The organism is Acidovorax sp. GW835-FHT14B10, from assembly GCF_058793725.1.
The window spans coordinates 55,401-74,319 of the sequence record NZ_JBXAGC010000006.1 but is presented as its reverse complement, the minus strand read 5'-3'; the positions used below and the strand labels follow the sequence as shown (position 1 = coordinate 74,319).

At 67.8% G+C, this 18,919-nt stretch carries 15 protein-coding genes, 1 other RNA gene, 1 pseudogene and 1 riboswitch; of the genes and pseudogenes, 13 read left to right on the top strand and 4 right to left on the bottom strand.

The annotated features are described in order from the left end of the window. Window positions 1-39: 39 nt before the first annotated feature. The 4 genes and pseudogenes from hemN (at window position 40) to AC1Q5S_RS06680 (ending at window position 5,117) form a co-directional block, all read left to right on the top strand. Window positions 40-1,422, top strand: a complete 1,383-nt coding sequence (gene hemN, locus AC1Q5S_RS06695; protein WP_303833917.1) for an oxygen-independent coproporphyrinogen III oxidase — start codon at window positions 40-42, stop codon at window positions 1,420-1,422. Between the two features lie 31 nt (window positions 1,423-1,453). Beyond that, on the top strand, window positions 1,454-2,182 hold the full coding sequence (locus AC1Q5S_RS06690; protein ID WP_492238564.1) for a sulfite exporter TauE/SafE family protein: 729 nt from the start codon (window positions 1,454-1,456) through the stop codon (window positions 2,180-2,182). 248 nt (window positions 2,183-2,430) lie between these two features. Then, window positions 2,431-2,688, top strand: a pseudogene (locus AC1Q5S_RS06685) (phosphohydrolase); the annotation flags it as partial. Beyond that, window positions 2,685-5,117: a putative bifunctional diguanylate cyclase/phosphodiesterase gene (locus AC1Q5S_RS06680; protein ID WP_492238563.1), complete on the top strand. Its 2,433-nt coding sequence runs from the start codon at window positions 2,685-2,687 to the stop codon at window positions 5,115-5,117. The pseudogene AC1Q5S_RS06685 and the gene AC1Q5S_RS06680, both read left to right, overlap by 4 nt. Before the next feature lie 68 nt (window positions 5,118-5,185). Here the strand turns inward: AC1Q5S_RS06680 and AC1Q5S_RS06675 are convergent, their stop codons facing one another. From AC1Q5S_RS06675 to AC1Q5S_RS06660, 4 genes are all read right to left on the bottom strand, one after another. Next, window positions 5,186-6,001 (bottom strand): sulfite exporter TauE/SafE family protein, encoded by an 816-nt coding sequence (locus AC1Q5S_RS06675; RefSeq protein WP_492238571.1) that lies wholly within the window; start codon window positions 5,999-6,001, stop codon window positions 5,186-5,188. Between the two features lie 74 nt (window positions 6,002-6,075). Beyond that, window positions 6,076-6,255, bottom strand: a non-coding RNA gene (gene ssrS, locus AC1Q5S_RS06670) — 6S RNA. 82 nt (window positions 6,256-6,337) lie between these two features. Beyond that, window positions 6,338-6,697 (bottom strand): cell division protein ZapA, encoded by a 360-nt coding sequence (locus AC1Q5S_RS06665; protein ID WP_303833911.1) that lies wholly within the window; start codon window positions 6,695-6,697, stop codon window positions 6,338-6,340. Beyond that, window positions 6,694-6,915, bottom strand: coding sequence for a DUF904 domain-containing protein (locus AC1Q5S_RS06660; RefSeq protein WP_303833909.1), 222 nt, complete (start codon window positions 6,913-6,915; stop codon window positions 6,694-6,696). The genes AC1Q5S_RS06665 and AC1Q5S_RS06660 overlap by 4 nt, the downstream gene beginning before the upstream one ends. A 36-nt stretch (window positions 6,916-6,951) precedes the next feature. Then, a riboswitch (cobalamin riboswitch) is annotated at window positions 6,952-7,188 on the top strand. Window positions 7,189-7,269: 81 nt separating this feature from the next. On the opposite strand from AC1Q5S_RS06660, the gene AC1Q5S_RS06655 reads away from it, so the two are divergent. From AC1Q5S_RS06655 to cobN, 9 genes are read left to right on the top strand one after another with little or no spacing between them, the layout of a single operon-like run. Next, a complete protein-coding gene (locus AC1Q5S_RS06655) occupies window positions 7,270-9,168 on the top strand; it encodes a TonB-dependent receptor domain-containing protein (protein ID WP_303833907.1) in 1,899 nt (632 codons plus the stop codon). A 12-nt stretch (window positions 9,169-9,180) separates the two neighbouring features. Continuing rightward, on the top strand, window positions 9,181-10,548 hold the full coding sequence (locus AC1Q5S_RS06650) for a cobyrinic acid a,c-diamide synthase CobB (protein ID WP_303833905.1): 1,368 nt from the start codon (window positions 9,181-9,183) through the stop codon (window positions 10,546-10,548). Next, window positions 10,545-11,138, top strand: a complete 594-nt coding sequence (locus AC1Q5S_RS06645) for a bifunctional adenosylcobinamide kinase/adenosylcobinamide-phosphate guanylyltransferase (RefSeq protein WP_303833903.1) — start codon at window positions 10,545-10,547, stop codon at window positions 11,136-11,138. The genes AC1Q5S_RS06650 and AC1Q5S_RS06645 overlap by 4 nt, the downstream gene beginning before the upstream one ends. A 4-nt stretch (window positions 11,139-11,142) precedes the next feature. Further along, window positions 11,143-12,078 carry an ABC transporter substrate-binding protein gene (locus tag AC1Q5S_RS06640; protein WP_092697772.1) on the top strand — a complete coding sequence of 312 codons (936 nt, stop codon included), beginning with the start codon at window positions 11,143-11,145 and terminating at the stop codon, window positions 12,076-12,078. Further along, complete coding sequence (locus AC1Q5S_RS06635; protein ID WP_208859701.1) at window positions 12,075-13,160, top strand: FecCD family ABC transporter permease; 1,086 nt, start codon at window positions 12,075-12,077, stop codon at window positions 13,158-13,160. Before AC1Q5S_RS06640 ends, AC1Q5S_RS06635 begins: the two co-directional genes overlap by 4 nt. Then, complete coding sequence (locus tag AC1Q5S_RS06630) at window positions 13,161-13,979, top strand: ABC transporter ATP-binding protein (protein WP_092697773.1); 819 nt, start codon at window positions 13,161-13,163, stop codon at window positions 13,977-13,979. Beyond that, a complete protein-coding gene (locus AC1Q5S_RS06625) occupies window positions 13,976-14,443 on the top strand; it encodes a hypothetical protein (protein ID WP_492238562.1) in 468 nt (155 codons plus the stop codon). Before AC1Q5S_RS06630 ends, AC1Q5S_RS06625 begins: the two co-directional genes overlap by 4 nt. Further along, window positions 14,440-14,790: a DUF2149 domain-containing protein gene (locus AC1Q5S_RS06620; RefSeq protein ID WP_092697775.1), complete on the top strand. Its 351-nt coding sequence runs from the start codon at window positions 14,440-14,442 to the stop codon at window positions 14,788-14,790. The genes AC1Q5S_RS06625 and AC1Q5S_RS06620 overlap by 4 nt, the downstream gene beginning before the upstream one ends. Then, on the top strand, window positions 14,787-18,911 hold the full coding sequence (gene cobN, locus AC1Q5S_RS06615; protein ID WP_422204025.1) for a cobaltochelatase subunit CobN: 4,125 nt from the start codon (window positions 14,787-14,789) through the stop codon (window positions 18,909-18,911). Before AC1Q5S_RS06620 ends, cobN begins: the two co-directional genes overlap by 4 nt. Window positions 18,912-18,919: the final 8 nt, after the last annotated feature.

Sequence of the window (18,919 nt, the reverse complement as noted above, 5' to 3'; positions counted from 1 at the left end):
GGTACGGCACAGTATCAATGCACGCAAGGATATTTTCCCATGACCTCTGTTACCCCAGAACTTCTGCGCCGTTTTGACATACCAGGACCGCGCTATACCTCCTACCCCACGGCTGACCGGTTTGTGGAGGCTTTTGGGCAAGAGGACTATGTCTTGGCGCTGTCACAGCGCCGGCTTGGCGCTACGGCCATGGCACTGCCTCTGTCGCTGTATGTCCACATTCCGTTTTGCGAATCGTTGTGCTACTACTGTGCCTGCAACAAGATCATCACCAAGCACCATGACCGTGCCGACGTGTATTTGCGCTACCTCAGCCGCGAGATTGATCTGCACACGGCCCACTGCGGCACCGGACAGGTGGTCAGCCAGTTGCACCTCGGGGGCGGCACGCCGACCTTCCTTTCGGATGACGGACTGCGCCAGCTCATGGCAACGCTGCGGCGCAGTTTCACCTTTGCGCCGGGTGGTGAGTATTCCATCGAGGTGGATCCTCGCACGGTCACTTCGGATCGGCTGGCGGTGCTGGCGGAACTGGGCTTCAATCGATTGAGCTTCGGTGTGCAGGATTTTGATGCCGAGGTTCAGAAGGCGGTGCACCGCATTCAGCCCGCAGAGCAGGTGTTTGCGCTGGTGGAAGCGTCTCGTGCGCTGGGCTTTGAGTCGGTCAATGTGGATTTGATTTACGGGCTGCCGCGCCAGACCCCCGAGTCGTTTGATCGCACGCTGGCACAGGTGGCCCAATTGCGCCCCGACCGAATCGCTTTGTATGCCTACGCCCATTTGCCCGATCGTTTCAAGCCGCAGCGGCGCATCATCTCGACAGAATTGCCCGCTGCATCAGCCAAGGTGACCATGCTTTCGCGTTCGCTGGACGCCTTTATTGATGCCGGTTACGTCTATGTAGGCATGGACCACTTTGCCTTGCCTACGGATGCGTTGGCGGTCGCCAAGCGGCAGGGGCGCCTGCACCGCAATTTTCAGGGCTACAGCACCCAGCCCGACTGCGATCTCATCGGCCTGGGCGTATCCGCGATCGGCCGGGTGGGCGCGACCTACAGCCAGAACGCCAAGTCGCTGGAGGAGTACTACGACCATCTGGATCAGGGGCGGTTGCCCGTGGTGCGAGGGTTGGCGCTGAATCGTGATGACCTGGTGCGCAGGGCCGTCATCATGGCGCTGATGTGCCAGGGGGAGGTCTTGTTTGAGCCCATGGATCAAGCTTGGCTCATTGATTTTCGGAGGTATTTCGCGCCGGAACTGGAGCAGTTGGAGTCAATGGCCGAGCAGGGGCTCGTTGCGTTGACTGCCGAGGGCGTCAAGGTAACGCCCATGGGCTGGTTCTTTGTGCGCGGCATCGCCATGGTGTTTGACCGCTATTTGCAGGCTGACCGCAATCGGGCCCGGTTTTCGCGCATCATCTGATACCCATCATTCGAGCTGTGCCCCGGTCTTCATGCTTGCACCCCTTGCCGTAACGGCTTTGCTCATGGGGCTCGCTGGCGGGCCCCATTGCTTGGCCATGTGCTCCGCGCCTTGCAGTGCGATCATCGGCCAGGAGGCGGTGTGCTCGCAAGCGGGCAGCCCCGTCTCTCAGCCGGTTCAGTGGTTTCCCAAAGGTGGAACCTCTCGCCGGCTGTTCGCGTTTCACTTCGGGCGTCTGGCGGGCTATGCCGGGGCGGGCGCCCTGGCAGCGCTGGCCATGGACAGTCTGGCATGGGTGACCCAGCAAACCATGGCCTTGAGTCCGGTATGGACCCTGATGCATGTGGCGGTCATGGCCTGGGGTTTGATGATGATGGTGCAGGCGCGACAGCCTGCGTGGGTAGAGCAGGCCGGGCGCACGGCCTGGCGCCGCGTGCAACCCTTTGTCCGTGCGCCGGGTGGACTGCTGGTGGCGGGCGGGCTTTGGGCACTCATGCCATGCGGATTGCTTTATTCGGCCCTGCTGGTGGCAGCGCTCAGCGGTAGCGTGTTGCAGGGCGCTGTCACCATGGTGTTTTTTGGCGTGGGGAGTGGATTGTGGCTGGTGGGTGGACCCTGGCTGTGGGGGCGGCTGCGTTCACGCATCAACGCGGTGCGAGCCAGTTGGGGCACCCGGCTGGCGGGTGCGCTGCTGGTCGGGGTGGCGGGATGGGCATTGTGGATGGATCTGGTTTACAAACCCTCTCTCTGGTGCCGATAATTTCAGTGGGAAGTACCTTGGGGTCACTCTGGCGGGTGGTGTCACGCCAGAACTTCATTGTTGGGATTGCGGTGCGCAATGGCCTGGGTGGCGGCGATAATCCTTGTAACCAAGGGTGGTGCGCATGTCGCCATGTTTCTCCATGCATGCCGTGAAACTCCGTGAATTCTTTCCTTTTTATTGAGACCGGCCAGCTTCGCATCGGCATGTATGTCCAGCCCGGCGTGGGCTGGATGCATCACGCATTCAACGACCGTTACGGCGTCGTCGTGTCGGTCAATTCGACCAGACCGCTGAGGCCCAAGGTCATCGTTCATGATGCCCGGGTGCCCAAGGACGAAGCCCCCGTGCTGGACCTTGAGGCCATGCCCTCGCTGGCTATACGGCGCAACCTGAAGCCTGCGCAGTTGCCGCGCGATGCGCTCGACTATCTGTCTCCGCGCCAGCGGATCTGCTATTTCTTTGAGCGCGCTGTAGATCCTGGTCCTGACGAGGTGCACGCATGAACCCGCTACCACCGCAGTCTTGGCTGGATGGCCTGCAGGAAGCGGTGTGGCTCGTGGATGGCGGCAGCTTGAGCATCGTCCAATCGAACAAGGCGGCAGAGCGACTGGTGGGCATGTCCGGGGAGGACATGGTCGGCAAGGCGGTGACAAGCCTGGCGGCAACACCCCAGGACTGTGCATTCTGGTCCGAGCCATTGGCCACTCTTGCGAAAGGCATTCACTCCCACACCAGCGTATGGCGGGCCGATGGTGTGCTGGTTCCGGTCGATCGGCGTGTGACCTGTGTACAGCACGACGGCGCTCCAGCGGTTTTGATGCTGACGATGCTGGACCGCAGTGCCCAGGAGGCTGCCCAGCAGGAACTGGAGACCCTGCTGTCGGAATTGCGTTCCACCCTGGATTCCGCAGCCGATGGCATGCTGGTGTGTGGGCTTGACGGAGGCGTGCGCGCCTTCAACCAGCGGCTGGCGCACATCTGGAGCATCCCCCGCGAACTGCTGTTGCAGCGCAATGACACGGCGGTGCATGAGCACCTGGCCTCCCGGGTGGTGGATCGCAAGCACTACCAGGAACGTCTGAGTGCCATTGAGCGCGATCCGCTGCTGGAGAGCACCGACATCTTCCAGTTGTACGGCGGCATGACGGTGGAGCGTCGCGTTGTTCCGCAGCTTCACCAGGGCCACCCCGTGGGGCGCGTGTATTCCTTTCGGGATATCACCCGGCAGGCCGAAGCGCAGGCCAGCTTGCGCCTGGCGGCGCGGGTTTTCGATGCCAGCCTGGATGCCATTTTCATTGCAGACAGCAGGCATCATCTGATGCGCATGAACCGGGGTTGCGAGCGACTGCTGGGCCCTTGCGCAGCCGCTTTGGAGGGTTGCATGGCAGCGTCCCTGTTCGGCAGTGGTTCGGATGCCTCCTTCATGGAGCAGGTGCAGGCGGGTTGGGAAAGCGATGGTTTCTGGGAGGGTGAGCTCTGGCTGCCCCGTGACAATGGTGCTTACTGTGCCGTGCATCTGTCGTGGGTTGCCTTGCGCGATGACGATGGCCGGCTGATGCAGAGCATTGGTTTCATGCGAGACCTGACGCAGCAGCACGCGGCCAAAAAACGCATCGAGGAACTGGCGTACAGCGATGTCCTGACCGGTTTGCCCAATCGGCTGCTTCTTTCGCAGAGGGTGGAAACCGCTATCCAGGGCGCTCGCGCCAGCGATACGGGCTTTGCCATCCTTTTCCTGGACCTGGACCGGTTCAAGATCATCAATGACTCGCTCGGCCATCACTTCGGTGATCGCGTATTGCAACTGGTCGCCGAGCGTCTGCAGGCTTGCCTGCGGCAGACGGACATGCTGTGCCGGCTTGGTGGCGATGAGTTCGTGATTTACCTGCATGGCGCCGACGCTGTCGTGGCCGAAAGCGTGGTGCGCCGGATGCTGGAGGGCATGCTGAGCCCCTTCTTGCTGGATGGCATGGGCTTTTCCATCCAGTGCAGCATTGGCATGGCGCTGTATCCGCAGGACGGCACCACCCTGGACGAACTCATCAAGCAGGCCGATACGGCCATGTACCGCGTCAAGGAGCGGGGGCGTGGCAGCTATGGCTTCTACCAACCGCAGATGAACGCCAACCTGCTGTCGCGCATGAAGCTGGAGCACGCCATGCGCCAGGCGCTGGGCGAGCAGCGGATGGCCGTGCACTATCAGCCCCAGGTGAACCTCGCTACCGGCCGGATCGTCGGCGCGGAAGCACTCATCCGATGGACCGACCCCGAGTTTGGCGTGGTATCTCCCGCGCAGTTCGTGCCGTTGGCGGAGGAGTCGGGCTATATCGTGACGCTGGGGGCGTGGGTCATGGAGCAGGCCGTGCGGGAGGCGGCGCAGTGGATGCACGAGGGCATGCCCATTGTGGTGTCCGTCAATGTGTCTGCGCTGGAGTTTCGCCAGGCCGGTTTCGTCGAGCGCCTGACGCGCCTGCTGGCTGTGCACCAGTTGCCGCCGACCTTGCTGGAGCTGGAACTGACCGAAACCATCCTGCTGCAGGACGCGCAGGAAATGGAACTGCGATTGTTCTCACTGGCCGCGCTGGGTGTGGTCCTGGCCATTGACGATTTCGGCACGGGCTACTCCAGCCTGGCCTATCTGAAGAAGCTGCCCATCGACAAGCTCAAGATCGACCAATCCTTCGTGCGGGGACTGCCGGAGGATGACGGCGACCGCGCCATTGTCAGCGCCATCGTCAGCATGGGGCATGCGCTGCATATCGAAGTGGTGGCCGAGGGCGTGGAAACCGTTGGACAACGTGCCATGCTGCAGCAGCTGCAGTGCGGGCACTTTCAGGGATTCCTGTGCTCACCGGGCTTGCCAGGCGCCGAGTTCCGTCAATTGCTGTTCAACTCCAGCCACGGGCTGGCGCAGTTTGCACCGGTCGAATAATCGGGGTTCACCGGTGGTGCCAGCGGTGGGTGGCTCGCTGACCTTGTTGGTATCGGAGGGGCGTCGTCTCAGAAAGCCGCCACACCCTTCCAGAGCATGTAGGCCGCCAGCATCAGCAGCAGGCTGGCAAAAACACGTTTGAGTTGTTTCACCGGCAGCTGGTGCGCCGCCCGCGCACCCAAGGGTGCGGTCAGCACACTGCAGGTGGCAATGACGGCCAGTGCAGGCAACCAGATGTAGCCCAGCGAGCCAGATGGCAGGCCTGCCACAGACTGACCGCCCACCGCATACCCCACCACATTCGCCAGGGCAATGGGAAAACCCAGCGCGGCGCTGGTGGCAACGGCGTTGTGAATGGCCACGTTGCACCATGTCATGAACGGCACGCTGACAAAACCACCGCCTGCGCCCACCAGGCCAGACAGAAAACCAATCACCCCCCCGGCCGCCAGTTGTCCGCCGGTTCCCGGCATCTGCCGGGACGGCGCAGGCTTCTTGTTCCGAAACATCTGAAAGGCCGAGAAGCTCACGAAAAGCCCAAAGAAGATCGCAAGAAACGCCCCCTTGAGCAACGCAAAAACGCCCAGGCTCGCCACCAGCCCGCCGATCACGATGCCTGGTGCCAGCCTTCGCACGATGTCCCAGCGCACGGCACCTCGCTTGTGGTGTGCGCGAACGCTGGAAACGGAGGTGAACATGATGGTGGCCATGGAGGTGGCAATGGCCATCTTGACCGCCAGGTCGGGGGTCACTTGCTGGTGACCCAGGATGTAGGTCATGAAAGGCACCAGCAGCATGCCGCCGCCAATGCCGAGCAGGCCTGCCAGAAAGCCGGTGCCCAGACCGAGGATTGCGAGTTCAACAACCAGAAGGGGTTCGAGCATCATGCCAAGAAGTCCGGGGGTACTGAATGTGCCGCATCTGCGCAGGGGGTGCCTGCGCCGACGGGAGAGCAAAGAGGGTGTCTGCAAGTGCCACCGGACCGGCATCCTGAACCGGGGGTTCAGGTGGGCGAGGGCAGCCAGGCGTTGGGTTCATCTGACGCGAGATGATCACGCTCACCGGGCGATGTACCAAGCCCGTGCTCAGTGAGCATTGGTTCAAGGAAATATAAAGCCCGGCAGCACCGCAGACGCCTCTATTGTAGGCGTTGACCGCTCGGACTGCAGGTACTGCCCGATGCCAAGGTGGCAACAGAGGGCGCGCTGCACGCCCGTTCCTCAGAGCAGGCGCCCGTCTTCGCCCAGGGCGCCATCCAGGCGCTGCACGAGTGCCTGCAGCCGCAGGGCATCCGCGCTTGCGTTGAAGGGCTGGCTGGCGGGTTCGCTGGGGTGGGGCAGGGCGGCTGGATGAATGTGCGCAGCCGCCAGGTCGGCAGCTTCCCGGTCGGCGATATCAAATGCCAGGTTCAGCGCCGCCAGCACGGCAATGCGTTCGCGTGCCCGCACCTTGCCGGCATCGCGGATGCGCGTCATGGCGGTGTCCACGCGCTCCACCGCTTCCAGCAATCGCGACTCGTGCCCCTCGGGGCAGGACAGCAGATAACTTTGCTGCAGTATCTGCACCTCGATTTGCTTCATTCGGCGTCCTTGGGAGGGGGAGATGGGGGCAGGCGTTCGAGCAATGCATCCACCCGGGCGCGGGCGGCGCTCAGGCGCGATTTGAGGGAGTCGCGCTCCTGCGTGAGGACCGACACTTGGCTTGCCAGCAGGGCATTGGTGCGTTGAAGTTCCGCGTGGCGCAAGAGCAGGCGTTCAACGCGGTCGGCGATCTGGTCGATGGTGGAGGGAGCTTCCATACAGCCCGCAATTGTAGAGGGGTGCACCTGGAATGCCCTTAAAATCACGCCGTTGGTGCTCGCGGTGTGGTTCACATACCGCAGTTCAACGGGAAGCAGGGAGGTTGCACCAGCCATGGTGTGCCCAGCCTGCGCTGCCCCCGCAACGGTCAGCGGACGAATCACTTGATTCCCTCTCCATTCACAAGCCACTGGGCGCCTTGAACAAGCACCTGGGAAGGCATTGGAGGGCGTTCCGCCAGCCCGGATACCGGCCAACACGGTGGTTTCGCGCGCCTTTGGAGGCGTGCAAGGCCTTGTCTCCCACATGCTGGCGGGGAAGCCGGCTCGGGTAGTTTGTTGACGATGATTCCTATGAAAATCCGTACCCCTCGTGCGCGCCGTGTTGCGCCGCTGTGCCTGCGCCCCTGTGTGCTGGCGGTCCTGTCTTGCGTGTCCGCCCATGCGGTGCAGGCGCAGCCGCTCGCAGCGCCCGTACTGGTGGCGCAAAACGCACGCATGCCTTCGCTGCAAGACACGGTGGTGACCGCCACGCGCACCGAGCAGCCCCTGGCCGATCTGGTGGCCGACGTGTCGATCGTGGACCGTGAAACCATTGAAGCCAGCGGTGCCACGGGCCTGGCCGACGTGCTGGCGCGCCTGCCGGGCATCGAGATTTCGCGCAATGGCGGCGTGGGCAATGCCAGCAACGTTTTTCTGCGGGGAGCCGAATCGCGCTTCACGGCGGTCTATATCGACGGCGTGCGCATTGATTCTCAATCCACGGGTGGTGCGCAGTGGGAACAGATTCCGCTGTCGCAGATCGACCGCATCGAAGTGCTGCGCGGCCCTGCCGCTGCGGTGTATGGTTCCGACGCCATTGGCGGCGTGATCCAGCTTTTCACCCGCCGGGGCGAAGGACCCGCCAGGCCCTACGTGGGCGTGGGCGTGGGCAGCCAGGGCACCCGCAAGATCGAGGCCGGTGTGAGCGGCGCGGCCGGACAAGAGGGGGCGTTCGATTACTCGCTGGGCATTGCGCGCGAAATCAGTGATGGCTTTGACGCCAAGGTCAGCGGTTCCCACAACCCCGACCGCGACAACTACCGCAGCACCTCGGGCAACGCCCGGCTGGGTTTTCGCATCGACGCGCGGCACCGCCTGGACGCCACGCTGCTGGCCAGCCGCCTGAACTCGGGTTATGACAATGTGTCCTACAAAGCGGCCCGGCCCGTCGATGACCGCAACCTGAGCCGCTTGCGCACGGCAGGCCTCACCTGGGCGGCGCAATGGTCGGATGCCTACAGCATGCGCGTGTCGGTCACCGATTCGGCCAGCCGCTACGAAACCACGCCATCGCCTTACCTCACCGAGACAAAGCTGCGCGGCTATCTCTGGCAGAACGATTTCCGCTGGGGAGCCCATCGCTTCAGCGCCGCCCTGGAGCGCCGTGAGGACGCGTTGCAGAACGCTCCCATCGACAGCAGCCGGTCGCAGGATGCGCTGGCGCTGGGCTATGGCTACAACGCCGGTCGCCATACCCTGCAGCTCAATGTTCGCCATGACTCCGACAGCGAGTTCGGCGGCAAGGACACCGGCAGTGCGTCCTACGGCTATGCCTTCGCTCCGCACTGGCGCGCCACGGCATCCGTGGGCACGGCTTTCCGGGTGCCCACCTTGTACCACCGCTTCAGCGAATACGGCGTGGCCACGCTGCAGCCTGAAAGCAGCCGCAACGCCGAGCTGGGCCTGCGCTATGCGCAAGACCGCAGCAGCTTCTCGGTGGTGGCTTACCGCAACCGGGTCTCCAACCTGATCTCGTTTGTCGGTGCAGGCACTTGTGCATCGGCTTTCGGTTGCTATGCCAACACCGCCCGCGCGCAGTACGAGGGAGTGACGTTTGCCGGGTCGTACCAGCTGTCGGGTGTGCAACTGCATGGCTCGCTCGACCTGCAGAATCCACGCGACCTGGGCAGCGGCAAGCAGCTGGCCCGCCGCGCCAAGCGCCATGCCACCGTGGGCGCCGATACGCGCATCGCCGACTGGACGCTGGGCGCCGAGGTGCAAGCCTCCGGGCAGCGTTTTGACACCGTGGCCAACACCCAGGTGCTGGGCGGCTACGCCCTGGTCAACCTCTACGCCAGCACCCGCATCGCCCGCGACTACACCCTGCTGGCCCGCGTCGACAACCTGGCCGACAAGGACTACCAGTTGGCCCGCACCTACGCCACGCCCGGCCGCACGCTGTATGTCGGCGTGAAGTGGGCGCCTCAGTAAGTGCAGGTTGCCATGTCTGCCTTTGCCCGTTGCCCCGCGCTCCTGATCGCCGCCCCCGCCTCGGGCCAGGGCAAGACCACGGTAACTGCCGCCCTGGCGCGGCTGTACACGCGCAAGGGCCTGAAAGTGCGCGTCTTCAAGTGCGGGCCGGATTTTCTCGACCCGCACTGGCACCAGCTCGCCAGCGGTGCGCCGGTGCACCAGCTCGACCTGTGGATGACCGGCGCGGCTGACTGCACCCAGCGCCTGCACGCAGCGGCGCAGGAGGCCGACCTTCTCCTCATCGAGGGCGTGATGGGCCTGTTCGACGGCGATCCCAGCGCCGCCGACCTGGCTGAGCGCTTCGGCGTGCCGGTGCTGGCGGTGGTGGACGCCTCCGCCATGGCCGGCACCTTTGGTGCACTGGCGTTTGGCCTGCAGCACTATCGCCCAGGCCTGCCCTGGGCGGGCGTGCTGGCCAACCGGGTGGGCAGCGCGCGCCACGCCGACATGCTGCGGTCCGGCCTGCGGGCACCCGAAGACTGGCTGGGTGCGCTGATGCGGGTGACTGCCAGCGCCGATGCGGGCGCTGCCCGGTCTGCAGGGGCCTTGCTGCCCGAGCGGCACCTGGGCCTGGTGGCGGCGCACGAGCTGTCCGACAGCCAGCAGCGCCTCGATGCCGCCGCCGATGCGCTGGAGGCCACGCCGCTGGGGCAGATGACCGCCCAGGAGTTGCAACGCTGGGCGGTGGATTTCCCCGCGCCCGTGCACTTGCCGGCCGTGCCCGCCTTGCTCGCTGGGCGCACGGTGGCCGTGGGGCGGGATGCAGCGTTCTGCTTCATCTACGACGCGAATATCCAGCTGCTTGAGCAGATGGGCGCGCGCGTGGTGTTCTTTTCGCCCCTGCGCGACACCGCCTTGCCCGCCTGCGATGCCGTGTGGCTGCCCGGTGGCTACCCCGAGCTGCACACCGCGCAGATCGCGGCCAACACCGGCATGCAGGCCAGCCTGCGCGCGCATGTGGCAGCCGGCAAAGCCCTGTGGGCCGAGTGCGGCGGCATGATGGCGCTGATGGAATCGATCACGCTGACCGACGGCAGCACGGCACCGCTGTGGGGGCTGCTGCCTGGCCATGTCAATCTGCACAAGCGGCTGGCCGCGCTGGGGCCGCAGCAGGTGGACGTGGCGGCGCACACGCTGCGCGGCCATACCTTCCACTATTCGACCAGCGACAGCAGCGCGCCAGTGGTGGCTCGCACGGTCCGGCCCGGCGAAGCGCCTGCGCCGGCGGCTGGCGAGGCGCTGTACCGGCAGGACAGCCTGCACGCGAGCTACTTCCATGCGTGGTTTCCCTCCAGCCCCGAGGCGGCGGCCCATCTGCTGGGCGGAGTGCCTGCATGACCGTGTCGCCATCGCCCATCACCACCGAACTCATCCTCGGTGGCCAGAAAAGCGGCAAGTCGCGCCGTGCCGAGCTGCTGGCGCGCGACTGGCTGGCGCAATCGGGCGCGCACCGCGCCGTGCTCATCGCCACGGGGCAGGCCTGGGACGACGAGATGCGCGAGCGCATCGCCCGCCACCAGCGCGACCGCGCCCTGCGTGTGCCCGGCCTGCAGACCGTGGAAGAGCCGCACGATCTGGCCGCTGCCGTGGCGCGCCTCGGCACGGCGCACACCCTGGTGGTGGTGGACTGCCTTACGCTGTGGCTGACCCACTGGACCATGCCCATGGGTGCGGAAACCATGGACTTTGAACAGAAACAGGCTCTGGCGCATGGCTGGAAAGCGCAGGCAGCCATGTTTCTGGAAGCAGTTCGGCAATCCCCGGGCCCTGTGGTTCTGGTGGGCAACGAAATCGGCCTGGGAGTCATACCGCTGGGGCGCGAGGTGCGCGCCTTTGTCGATGCCCTGGGCACCCTGAACCAGCGGGTGGCCCAGCTGTGCCCCCGCGTCACCCTGATGGCAGCGGGCCTGCCCTTGACCTTGAAATGAAGCCATGAAACCAACTCCCGTGCGCCGCATCCTGTGGGTGATCGCCATCCTTGTCGCGCTGGGCCTGCTCATGGCGGGCCTCGCACAGGCGCAGGCATCCGCCCAGGCCATCCAGGTCACCGACGACCGGGGCCGCACCGTCACGCTGCCGCGGCCGCCCCAGCGCATCGTGAGCCTGCTGCCTTCGCTCACCGAAACCCTCTGCGCGCTCGACCAGTGCCACCGGCTGGTGGGCGTGGACCGCTATTCCAACTGGCCCGAGGCCGTCACGCGGCTGCCCCAGGTGGGCGGTGGGCTCGATCCGAACATCGAAGCCATCGTGGCCCTGCGGCCCGATGTGGTGGTCATGGCCACCTCGTCGCGCGCGTCGGCCCGGCTCGAATCGCTGGGCCTGACCGTGGTGGCGCTGGAGCCCAGGAGCCACGCCGACGTGCAGCGCGTGATGGGCAAGATCGGCCAGGTGCTGGCCGTGCCCGATGCGCTGCGCGTATGGCGCCACATCGATGCGGCGGTCGAGGCGGCGGCGCAGTCGGTGCCCCCTGCCGCCCGCAACGCACGCGTGTACTTCGAGGTGAATCGCGGGCCGTATGGCGCGGGCACCTCGTCCTTCATCGGCGAGACCCTTGCGCGCCTGGGCGCCCGCAACATCCTGCCGGCATCGCTGGGGCCTTTCCCCAAGCTCAACCCCGAATTCGTGGTACGGGCCGACCCTGACCTGATCATGATCAGCGCACGCAGCGTGGACGGCCTGGCCGAGCGTCCCGGCTGGAGCAGCCTGCGTGCCCTGCGCGAGCAGCGGCTGTGCGTGTTCTCCCCCGAAGAGGCGGACATTCTGGTGCGGCCTGGGCCGCGCATGGCCGAGGGCGCGCGCCTCATGGCACGCTGCCTGACCAGCAAGACGGTGCCTGCCGCCCGGGGCACTGCGGCGGGGCGTCCATGAGCCTGTCTGTGGCACGGCGCGGGCGCTGGCTGGGGTGGGCGCTGGTGGCGGCCAGCATGCTGCTGGTGCCGCTGGGCACGGGCGTGGGCAGCGTGGGGCTGGAGAACCTCTGGCCCGCGCTGTGGGGCGACGGCTCCGACTCCGCCTCCCGCGCTGCCCGTGATATGGCCTGGCAGATCGTGTGGGACATCCGCCTGCCGCGCACGCTGGGCGCCTGGTGCGCCGGGGCCTTGCTGGGCCTGGCGGGCGCCGTGGCGCAGGGGCTGTTTCGCAATCCGCTGGCCGACCCCTACCTGCTGGGCAGTGCCTCGGGTGCCTCGCTGGGCGTGGCCACGGCGCTGGCGCTCATGGGTGGCGGGGCGGGCATGGTGGGCAGCGCCAAGGGCGCGGCGGTGACCCTGGTGTTTTCCGGCCATTGGCTGGTGCGCCTGGGCCTGACGGGTGCCGCGTTCGCCGGTGCCGTGCTGGCGGTGCTGCTCACGCTGGCGCTGGCGCGCGGGGTGCAGCACACGCTGCGCCTGCTGCTGGCGGGCGTGATCGTGGGGGTGGTGCTGGGCGCGTTCACCTCGCTCATCCTGCTGCTGTCGCCCGATTCGCTGCAGGCCATGCAGGCATTTCTGCTGGGCTCCACCGGCTTCGTGGGCTGGACCTCATGCCTGCTGATGGCGGGGGTGTGGGGGCTGTGCCTCGTGGCGGCCTGGGCGCTGTCGCGCGTGCTCGATGGACTGGCGCTGGGCGAATCCACGGCGCACAGCCTGGGCCTGCCGCTGGCGCCGCTGCGCGCCGCTTTGGTGGCGGTGCTGGCGCTGGCCACCGGCACGGCCGTGGCGCAGACGGGCCTGATCGCCTTTGTGGGCCTGGCCGCGCCGCACCTGGTGCGCGCGGTGGCCAAGGTGCCGCACGGCCGCCTCATGGGGCTGGCCAGCCTGATGGGGGCGGTGCTGCTGGCGGCGGCCGACCTGCTCGCGCGCGGGCTCATCGCCCCGCAGGAGCTGCCGGTGGGTGTGCTCACCGCCGTGCTCGGTGGCGGCTACCTGCTGTGGCTGATGCACCGGCGCACGGGGCCAGGGGGGCTGCTGTAAATGGCAAACGCTCCTGAAAAAATAGCTATTGGCGCGGATGGAATCAGTGCCAGCATTGGAAAATCCCCCATATTGCATGGCGTGACGCTGCAGCTGCCGGCGGGCCGCTGGACCAGCATCGTGGGCCCCAACGGCGCTGGCAAGTCCACACTGTTGCGCGCGCTGGCGGGTCTCATGCCCTGCAGCGGCAGCGTGCATCTGCTGGGCCGCCCCCTGGCGCAATGGCACCGCGGTGAGCGTGCACGGGCGTTGTCGTGGCTGGGCCAGAACGAGGTGGCCGCCGATGATCTCATGGTGTACGACGTGGCCATGCTGGGCCGCCTGCCGCACCAGCCCTGGTTGTCACCGCCCAGCGGTACCGACCACGCCGCGGTGGAGCAGGCCCTGCGCGCCACCCAGGCGTGGGACTGGCGCCACCGCGCGCTGGGCCAGCTCTCGGGCGGCGAGCGCCAGCGCGTGCTGCTGGCCCGGCTGCTGGCGGTGCAGGCCCAGGTGCTGCTCATGGACGAACCCCTGGCCAACCTCGATCCGCCGCACCAGGCCGACTGGCTCTTGCTGGTGCGCGCCCTGGTGGCGCAGGGCACCACCGTGGTCAGCGTGCTGCACGAGGTGTCGCTGGCGCTGCAGGCCGATGACATGGTGGTGATGGCCGCGGGCCGGGTGCTGCACCACGGCGCCTGCGACGCCGCCGCCACCCAGGCCGCGCTGGAGCAGGTGTTTGACCACCGCATCCATGTGCGCCAGCTCGACGGCATGTGGATGGCGCTGCCATCCCTGCAGCGCAAGAACAACCAAGGAACCAAGGACGTGCCAGCATGAATATCGAATCGGGTTTTTCGCAGGTGGCGCAGGCGTTGCTGTGGCCGGTGCTGGTGCTGGTGGGGCTGGCGTTCGTTTACGCGCTGTGGTCGGGCGGCGCCACGCTGATGGAGGCCTGGCAGCGCTGGCGCCAGCCGCAATACCGCTCGCTGTGCGTGGCGCCCGGGCTGTCGATGGAAGAACTGGAGCTGCAACTGGTGCGCCAGGTGGAGCCCGTGCGCCTGCTCAGCCGCCTGTCGCCCATGCTGGGGCTGATCGCCACGATGATTCCGCTCGGCCCTGCGCTGCAGAGCGTGGCGGCGGGCAACGGCCAGCAGGCGCTGGCGGTGTTCAGCGGCGCCTTTGCGGGCGTGGTGCTGGCGCTGGCGGCTGCGTCGGTGGGGCTGGTGGTGTACTCGGTGCGCCGCCGCTGGCTGCTGGCCGAGCTGCTGGTGGTGCGCAAGGAGCGGGGGGTGGCGCAATGACCCTGAAGCACCTGAGCGTTCTGGCCGAGGACGACGACGACCCGATGCTGTCCGCCGTGAACCTGGTGGACGTGTTCCTGGTACTCGTCGTGGCGCTGCTCACGGCCGTGGCCGTTCAGTCGCAGACCAGTGCCCAAGAGCGCGTCACCATCATCCGCAACCCCGGCCAGCCCGACATGGAAGTCGTGGTGCGCGAGCAGGGCAAGGAAGTGCGCTTCAAGGGCGCGGGCAGCGCAGCGCAAGGGCAGGGCGTGCGCGCGGGCGTGGCCTACCAGCTCGAAGACGGCAACATCGTCTACATCCCCGAAACCGGCGTGGCACCCGCAGCCGATGCCGCCAGGCCATGATGAAACTGGTGCTGCGCGCGGCACTGTGGTGCCTGCTGCTGGCTGTGCCCCTGGTGCAGGCCGCGCCGTCTGCACCGGTGCTGCTGTGGCTGACCTCCGACATCACCACGGCCACGCGCACGGCCATGGTGCAGCGCCTGGCCACTGAGGCAGGCCTGGGCTTTGCGCACATCGACTACCCGCTCGCAGGCCCGGCGGTGCTGGATGCCGCCCAGTCCCAGCAGTTGGAGCGCGCGCTGGCGGGCGCTGCGCTGGTGTGGGTGGATGTTCCACACGCCAGCGTGGAAGCGCGCCTGCGCCGCATGGTGGGCCCCGCACTGGACGCCCCTGACGCGCGCACGCCCGGCCGCGTGGTCTGGGTGCCTGCGGGCACCCCGGCGGCCGACTTGGCGGGGCTGGATGCGCCTGCCCGCATGGTGGCCTACCTGCAGGCCGGCGGCCCGCGCAACCTGCAGCACGCCATGGCCCTCGCGCGTGCCGTGGTGGCGGGCGCGGCCCTGCCGGCCTTGCCTGCGCCCGAGATCCTGCCCGCCCGCGGCATCTACCACCCCGACGCCCCCGGCCTGCTGCCCAACGCCGCAGCGCTGGAGCAGTGGCGCGCAGGGCAGGGGGCCTTGCGCGGCCTGCCCGCCGTGGCCGTGCTGGTGCACCGCCACCATTTCGTCGACGGCAGCACCGAATGGCTCGATGCCTGGCTGCGTACCTTTCACCGGCAGGGCCTGTTCGCCTATGCGGCCTTTGGCCAGCAGCTCACGGCGCAGACCCTGGCCGAGGTGCTGGAGCTGCCCGCCGCCAGCGGTGCCAGTGCGGGCCGCCTGCATGCCTCCGCCCTGGTGCTGCACCAGCTCGTGTCCCAGGCGGCCGCGCTGCAGCCGCTGTTGGCGCGCTGGGGCGTGCCGCTGCTGGCCACCCAGCCCTACCGCGCGGGCGATGCCGCCGCATGGGAGGCCAGCGACACGGGGCTGTCGCTGTCCGACGTGCCGTTCTATCTCGCGCAGCCCGAGGCCGCCGGTGCCATCGATCCGATCCTGGTTGCCGCCCACGGCGCCGAGGGCCAGGCTTTCCGCCTCATCGAACGCCAGGCCCAGGCCGTGGCCGCCAAGGCGCGCCGCCTGATCGCGCTGCAGATGAAACCCGCCGCCGACAAGCGCCTGGTGGCCATGGTCTACAACTACCCGCCCGGCGGCACCAACTTCGGTGCCTCTTTCCTCAACGTGCCGCGCAGCCTGGAGCAGGTGTCTGCCGGTTTGGCAGCGGCCGGCTACCGCACGCAGCGCGTGCCCGAGCAGGGCTGGATCGACGGTCTCAAGCCTCTGCTCGCTGCCTACTACCCCGGCGCCGACCCGCGCGCGCTGCTCCAAAACGGCCAGGCTGCCGCGCTGCCGCTGGCGCGCTACGCGCAGCACCTGGCCACCTTGCCCCAGGCCGTGCGCGAGCGCATGAATGCGCACTGGGGCCTGCCCGAGAAAAGCCGCTATGTGGTCGATTGGCAGGGCGAAAAAGTGTTCGCCATCCCACGCCTGCAGGTCGGGCGGCTGGCCGTGCTGCCCCAACCCCCGCGCGAAGAGACGCTGCGCCTGGGCCAGAACCCGTTCATGCACAAGTCCAAGGCGCCGCTGTCGCACCACTACCTGGCGGTGTACCTGTGGGCACAGCTGGAGGCCGATGCACTCATCCACTTCGGCACCCACGGCACGCAGGAGTGGGCTGGCGGCAAGGCGCGCGCGCTCGACGTGCACGACGACGCGCTGCTGCCGCTGGGCGACCTGCCCGTGGTCTACCCCTACATCGTGGACAACCTGGGCGAGGCGCTCACGGCCAAGCGCCGGGGCCGCGCCGTGCTGGTGAGCCACCGCACGCCCGTGTTCGCCCCGGCGGGCTTCGAGGCGCGCATGGCCCACATGCACGAGGTGATGCACGAATGGGAAACCGTGGACGAAGGCCCCACGCGCCGCGCGCTCGAAAAGCAGCTGGTGGCGCAGTTCGTGGAGCACCAGCTGCACCGCGACCTGGGCTGGAGCGCCGAGCGCATCGCGGCCGACTTCAGCGGCTTCCTCGAAATCCTGCACCCCTACCTGGACCAGCTCGCGCAAAGTTCACAGCCCAAGGGCCTGGCCGTGTTCGGCCGCGTGCCCGCGCCCGAGCAGCGGCGCGAGACCATCCTGCAGGCACTGCGCAAACCGCTGATCGAAGCGCTGGGCGAGGACATCGACGAAGCCTTCCTGATCCAGCACGATGCCGTGCTGGCCGCGCGCCCCGCGCGCTGGCTGGAGGTGGCCCTGCAGGACGCTCAAGCGGCCAGCGTGCTGGACCTGCGCCCCGCGCTGCCCGCGCAAGCTGCATCCGATGTGGTGCGCGCCGAAGACCATGTGCCCAACCGCGCCGCGCGCCAACCCATCGACACGCCCGCGCTGCTGCAACTGGCGCAGCGCGCACAGGCGCTGGACCGGCTGCTGGCCACCGAGGGCGAGATGCCCGGACTGCTGGCAGGGCTGGAGGGCCGCTTCCTGCCCGCCGCCTACGGTGGCGACCCGATCCGCAACCCCGACAGTCTGCCCACGGGCCGCAACCTCACGGGCCTGGACCCGAGCCGCCTGCCCACGCGCCAGGCCTACGCCGTGGCGCAGACGCTGTTCAACGACTGGTTCAAGGATTACCAGGCGCGCCATGGCGGCCAGGCGCCGCAGCGCATGGCGCTGTCGCTCTGGGCAGGTGAAACCCTGCGCCACCAGGGCATCATGGAAGCCCAGGCCCTGGTGGCCCTGGGCATGCGCCCGGTGTGGGACGACTCGGGCCGGCCGGTGCGCGTGGAGACCATCGCGGCCGATGAGCTCCAGCGCCCGCGCGTCGATGTGCTCATGAGCATCACCGGCTCCTACCGCGACCAGTTCCCGGCGCTGATGGCGCTGCTGGACCGCGCCGTGGCCCAGGCCGCCACGGCCGAGCCCGGCAACGTGGTTGCGCGCCACACCGCGCAGATCAGCCAGGAACTGCGCCAGCAGGGCGTGCCCCGCGCGCAGGCCGAGCAGTTGGCGCGTGCGCGCGCGTTCGGCAACGCGGTGGGCGACTACGGCACGGGCATTTCCGACGCGGTGCAAAGCGACGGCCTGCAGACCAACGATGCCCGTCTGGGCGCGATGTTCCTCGCGCGCATGAGCCAGCCGTATCTGGAGGGCGAGCCCGTGACGGGCGTGGCGGGCGGCACGGCGGCCAAGGCCCTGGGTGCCCACCTGCGCCGCACCGATGCCGCCATCCTCTCGCGCAGCTCGCACCTGTACGCCATGGTCAGCTCGGACGACCCGTTCCAGTACCTGGGCGGCCTGTCGGCCGCTGCCCGCGTGGCGGGCCGCCCGCAGGGGCTGGAGCTGCATGTGGCCCAGCTGCAGGATGCGGGCGAGCCCACCACCGAGACCGCGCAGCGCGCCATCGCGCTGGAGATGCAGTCGCGCTACCTGCACCCCGGCTGGCTGCAGGCGCAGAAGGCCGAGGGCTATGCGGGCACGCTGCAGGTGCTCAAGGCCGTGCAGTTCGCCTGGGGCTGGCAGGCCGTGGCGCCCGATACGGTGCGCAGCGACCACTGGCAGAGCTTCTACGACGTGCTGGTGCGCGACAAGCACCGGCTGGGCCTGCCCGAGTGGCTGAGGGAGCACCCGCAGGCCTATGCGCAATCGCTCGAACGCCTGGTGCAGGCGCAGCGCCAGGGCTATTGGCAGGCCGATGCCGACACGCAAAAGCAGCTCGCACAGACCTACCAGGAACTCACGCGTGCGGCGCCGCTGGCGGCCGAACTGCCCGGCGTGCGCCGCTGGGTGGATCAGGCCGCGCAGGGCGCAGCCCCCGCCCCCCCGGGCATGGCAGTGGCCACCCCGCCGTCTGCCGACCTGCCTGCGCCACCGCACCAGGCCGACACCCCCGCGGCCACACCCGCAGCGCCCGCCATGGGCGTGCTGCTGGAGCGCCAGCCCGAGCGCGAAGCCGCCGTGACCCCAACCGCACCACTGGAGCGCATGGCCGGCATCGTGGCGCTGCTGGTCGTCGCCCTCGTGGTGCTTGCTGGCGCTGCCTGGCAGGCCCGCCGCCCGTTTTCCCTGTCCCCACAGCCGCCATTGGCCGGTCTGTGACACCCACC